Annotated in this window: 5 protein-coding genes and 1 pseudogene; all 6 read left to right on the top strand. The window is 60.7% G+C overall.

What is annotated here, in order from left to right; translation table 11 throughout:
• Positions 1-141: 141 nt before the first annotated feature.
• Positions 142-354 carry a hypothetical protein gene (locus tag JC607_RS25025; RefSeq protein ID WP_198839420.1) on the top strand — a complete coding sequence of 71 codons (213 nt, stop codon included), beginning with the start codon at positions 142-144 and terminating at the stop codon, positions 352-354.
• Between the two features lie 50 nt (positions 355-404).
• Positions 405-767: a hypothetical protein gene (locus JC607_RS25020; RefSeq protein WP_198839419.1), complete on the top strand. Its 363-nt coding sequence runs from the start codon at positions 405-407 to the stop codon at positions 765-767.
• A 37-nt stretch (positions 768-804) separates the two neighbouring features.
• On the top strand, positions 805-1371 hold the full coding sequence (locus JC607_RS25015) for a hypothetical protein (protein ID WP_198839418.1): 567 nt from the start codon (positions 805-807) through the stop codon (positions 1369-1371).
• A 613-nt stretch (positions 1372-1984) separates the two neighbouring features.
• On the top strand, positions 1985-2215 hold the full coding sequence (locus JC607_RS25010; protein ID WP_198839417.1) for a hypothetical protein: 231 nt from the start codon (positions 1985-1987) through the stop codon (positions 2213-2215).
• 32 nt (positions 2216-2247) lie between these two features.
• The gene (locus tag JC607_RS25005; RefSeq protein WP_370584957.1) at positions 2248-3660 is read left to right on the top strand and encodes a recombinase family protein; all 1413 of its coding nucleotides are present in this window, start codon (positions 2248-2250) and stop codon (positions 3658-3660) included.
• Positions 3624-3842: pseudogene (locus JC607_RS25730) on the top strand (recombinase family protein); the annotation flags it as partial. The gene JC607_RS25005 and the pseudogene JC607_RS25730, both read left to right, overlap by 37 nt.

Here is a 3842-nt window from a genome sequence, read left to right as displayed (position 1 = left end):
CAGGCAGTAGCTTAACTCACCCGGAATGCTGTCCAAACATCGGCGAGTAGCTCAACTCGCAATCCTCGTCCGATCGCACTGATCGGCAGGTGCCTTCTGCGCAGTGCGGGACCGCGCCGCCCGAACTGACGCAGATCGCTGATGATCAACCTGAACCTCACGCCGTTTAAAGAGGGTATCGCCATGACCACTGTGTTTGACGACTCTTACTATACGGCGTTCTTTGAATGGGCTTTCGAACCCGCACCAATTGGTCGGCCCTGTCCTGATCCTGTTCATTTCGACACGGTTCGTTTCGGCACGTCCGGCACGTCGGTGGATGTGATGATCGGCGGCGTCAGTCATGAATTATAGGCATCACCACGTCCAGCTGGCTGGCAGTCGCCGGGATCGGCTGGCGCAAGTTGATCGGAGGCAGCGGCTCCTTCGACCAGATCTCCAGCGCCTGCAAAGTGGCCCAAGCACGGATTATCGAAGACCGCCGCGCCTTCAATGCCGCCCTGCGCCGCTACGCGAGCCAGCCCGAGACCGGGTTTTGCGCCGGATTGCCGGTCTTCAACCTCGGCGGCGGTCGCGACGCTATTCGGCTTGGGGATATCGAGATTCCGGAAGTGAGGGCCGCCTTCCAGCACTTCCTCGACAGTTTCGGTCCAGATCTCGATGGTCGGCTGGTCGGCGACCTCCGCGTCACCGCGATGCCTGCGGACTATGCCGACAGCACCCTCTGGTGGTGGTTCGCCCGCGAGTGGAAGGGCGAAGAACGCTGACCTGCGCCAGCCAAATTCCCACAATGAGGAGACCACTATGAACAAGAAGAAGTTCACTGACGCCCATTACGATGCCCTGATGCTCTGGGCGTTCGAACCGCCTCCCCTTGGCGTGCCCGGCAACCAGGCAGCGGCAGCGCGGATTGGTCCGCTCGGATCATTCCCGCAAGTTTTCATCGGCTACGATCTGGTTGATGTGGTCGGTATGACGTCTTCGGACTGGCTGTCGACGACCGGTGGCTGGTGCCGGTTTGTCGGTGACGGACATGCTGGCGCGATGATCGCAAACGCCTGCCGCCCGATGCAGCAGATCCTGCTCGCCGACTTCCCCCGATACGAAGCCGCACTGAAGCGCCATCGAACGCAGCCGGATGATACGGAGATCGGCGGTCTGCCGGTGATCGTTCTGGGCGATGGCCACAGGGTTATCCGCCTCGCCGACATCCTCGTTCCTGAGGTTCGTGCAAAGATTGATGCCGCCATCGAAAGAGATGGACCCGCATTCGGCACAGACCTGGATAACGAGCCGCGGGTTCGTCAAGCACCAGAGGGCTTCCTCGACGCGGAACTCTGGTGGTGGTGGTGCCGCAACGCCTCACGGTGAGCATCTGCCGCACGATATCATCCTGAGGAACGTATGCTGATATAGATTTTCACATTACCCAAACACGTCGGACATATCGAAGGGAATAAGAATTTCACCACACAAAAACGGCCATCTTCTCGAGTCAAATCGGCCACCATATCGGAGCAACCTGACCGTCATAGCTTCAAACTCGGCCATCATATCTTGCGCCGCATCCTCGGCGCTTTGCTTCATTCCTTTTCTTTTTCATCACGCCGATGGGAGTTTTTCATTTTCTTTTTCCTGACAGGAAGGTGAGTTGTTTTATTTTTCGGTTTCTTCTTCAGGCGCTTAAAGTCTAAATTTTCAGTTATTTCGGTTTCTTCATTTTTCTGACCCTCGCCTGATCAGCATCAGCCAGCCCCATTAGCGGATCAAATAAATCGACATAGTTTTTCCCACGCACAATCTGAGGTGAGGTTATCCACATAATACCGACTTGCGCGGCTAATTTGGCCCGCTTTTCCCAATTCGGGGCGCCACGCGTGACTTATATTGAGCTGAGCAGCGCCGGACCTGATCCGGCAGACAATCAGATCGATATGAACCCCCGGCCGCCATTGCGGCGCCGGAGGGCGGGAGCACTCGGCCAATGGCGCGAGCGAGGAAGCACATTGCCGGGAAGCGGCATCAGAGCGGGGCGACCAGCCCCGCCGCTGATGCGTCCCCGGTCGATCTGCCCGCGCCCGCGCCGCAGACGATGCTTGTGCTGCGCGATCTGCCGGAGCAGCATCGGGACCAGATTCTGGCACTTGTCCGGGCGCTCGCCCGCGATGCCGCCCGCGAAGACCATGCAGCTGAGCGTGGCGGTGACGCCCCTTGACCAGAACGACCACCGATACCGGAGTTACTCCCATGGCTTTGCGCGTTGCAATCTACGCCCGTTGCTCGACGGATATGCAGAACCCGACCTCCTGCGATGACCAGATCCGGCTATGCCGGGAACATGCGGAGCGCATGGGCTGGAGCGTGAGCGCCGTCTATGGGGACACCGCGATCTCGGGCTCGCATGTGATCCTGCGGCCTGGGGTGCAGCGGATGATCCAGGACGGCCGCGCCCGGAAGTTCGACATCGTTCTAGCCGAAGGCATGGAGCGGATTTCCCGGGGACAGGCCGATATCGCCAGTATCTACGACAACATGACCTTCGCGGGCGTGAAGATAAACACGCTGCATGAAGGCGAAGTCACCCAGATGCTCATCGGCTTCAAAGGCACGATGAACTCGGTGACCCTTGCCGATCTGTCAACCAAGACCCACCGGGGGCTGCGCGGCCGGATTGAGGCGGGCAAGTCCGGCGGCGGCAATGCCTATGGCTACAAGGTGCTGCGCAGCCTGACCGAAGACGGCGAACTCAAACGCGGGGACCGCGAGATCATCCCCGAGGAAGCGGCGGTGGTGCAGCGGATCTTCCACGCTTATCTCGATGGGGAGTCGCCGAACAAAATCGCCGACATGCTGAACCGCGAAGGCGTGTCCGGCCCGCGCGGCGGCAAATGGGACAAATCCACCATCCACCGCAATCCGAAGCGCGGCACCGGGATCCTGAACAACGAACTCTATATCGGCAAGCTGGTCTGGAACCGGCAGAAGTTCATCAAGGACCCCCAGACCGGCAAGCCTCAGGCAAGACCCAACCCGGAATCGGACTGGATCATCAAGGATGTCCCGGAACTGCGCATCATCGATCAGGATCTCTGGGACAAGGTGAAGGCTCGTCAGGAGGGCCGCAAGATCGAACAGACCGAGCGCGAGGCCTGGGAGCGGCGCGAGCCGCGCTTCCTGCTGACAGGCCTCGTCAAATGCGGCTGCTGCGGTGGCGGTTTCTCCACCATCGGCAAGGATCGCTTCGGGTGCTCGAACTCGCGCAACAAGGGCACCTCGGTCTGCCCCAACCGCACCGGCATCACCCGGCAGGATCTGGAAGGCCGGATCCTGACCATCCTCTCGGACCGGCTGATGGACCCGGAACTGGTGAAGGTCTTCGCGGCGGAATATATCGCCGAGCGCAACCGCCTGGCCTCCACCCGCACCGATGACCGCGCGGTCAGGGAGAAGGAACTGGCCAAGGTCATCAAGGAGCAGGATACGCTGGTGAAGGCCCTCGCCGCCGGTCTTCCGCCCGAGCGGATTAGGGCCAGCTGGAACAGTTGGATACCCGCCAGAAGCAGCTGGAGAAGGAACTCGCCGCCGCCCCTGCCGCAGGATCAACGATCCGCATCCACCCGAAGATGGCAGACACTTATCACGAACGGATCCGCAGCCTGATCGCGGGCCTGACGGAACCGTTCGGCAAGTCCGAGGCGCGTGAGGCGATACGGGGCCTGATCTCGAAGACCGTGGCGACGCCGGTGCCGACCAAGGGCAAGCGGATGAGCCTCGACCTGACGCTTCACGGCGATCTTGCGGGGGTTCTGGCGCTGAGCCTGAATGCGGATCGGTTGAGCGGA

Source organism: Paracoccus sp. IB05 (genome assembly GCF_016405985.1).
In the GTDB taxonomy this organism is placed as follows: domain Bacteria; phylum Pseudomonadota; class Alphaproteobacteria; order Rhodobacterales; family Rhodobacteraceae; genus Pseudogemmobacter.
This window is presented reverse-complemented; position numbering and strand designations above follow the sequence as displayed.

Excerpts from the sequence above, each read along its gene's own strand:
- JC607_RS25025 (WP_198839420.1), top strand. The coding sequence starts at position 142 with ATGATCAACCTGAACCTCACGCCGTTTAAAGAGGGTATCGCCATGACC.
- JC607_RS25015 (WP_198839418.1), top strand. The coding sequence starts at position 805 with ATGAACAAGAAGAAGTTCACTGACGCCCATTACGATGCCCTGATGCTC.
- JC607_RS25010 (WP_198839417.1), top strand. The coding sequence starts at position 1,985 with ATGGCGCGAGCGAGGAAGCACATTGCCGGGAAGCGGCATCAGAGCGGG.
- JC607_RS25005 (WP_370584957.1), top strand. The coding sequence starts at position 2,248 with ATGGCTTTGCGCGTTGCAATCTACGCCCGTTGCTCGACGGATATGCAG.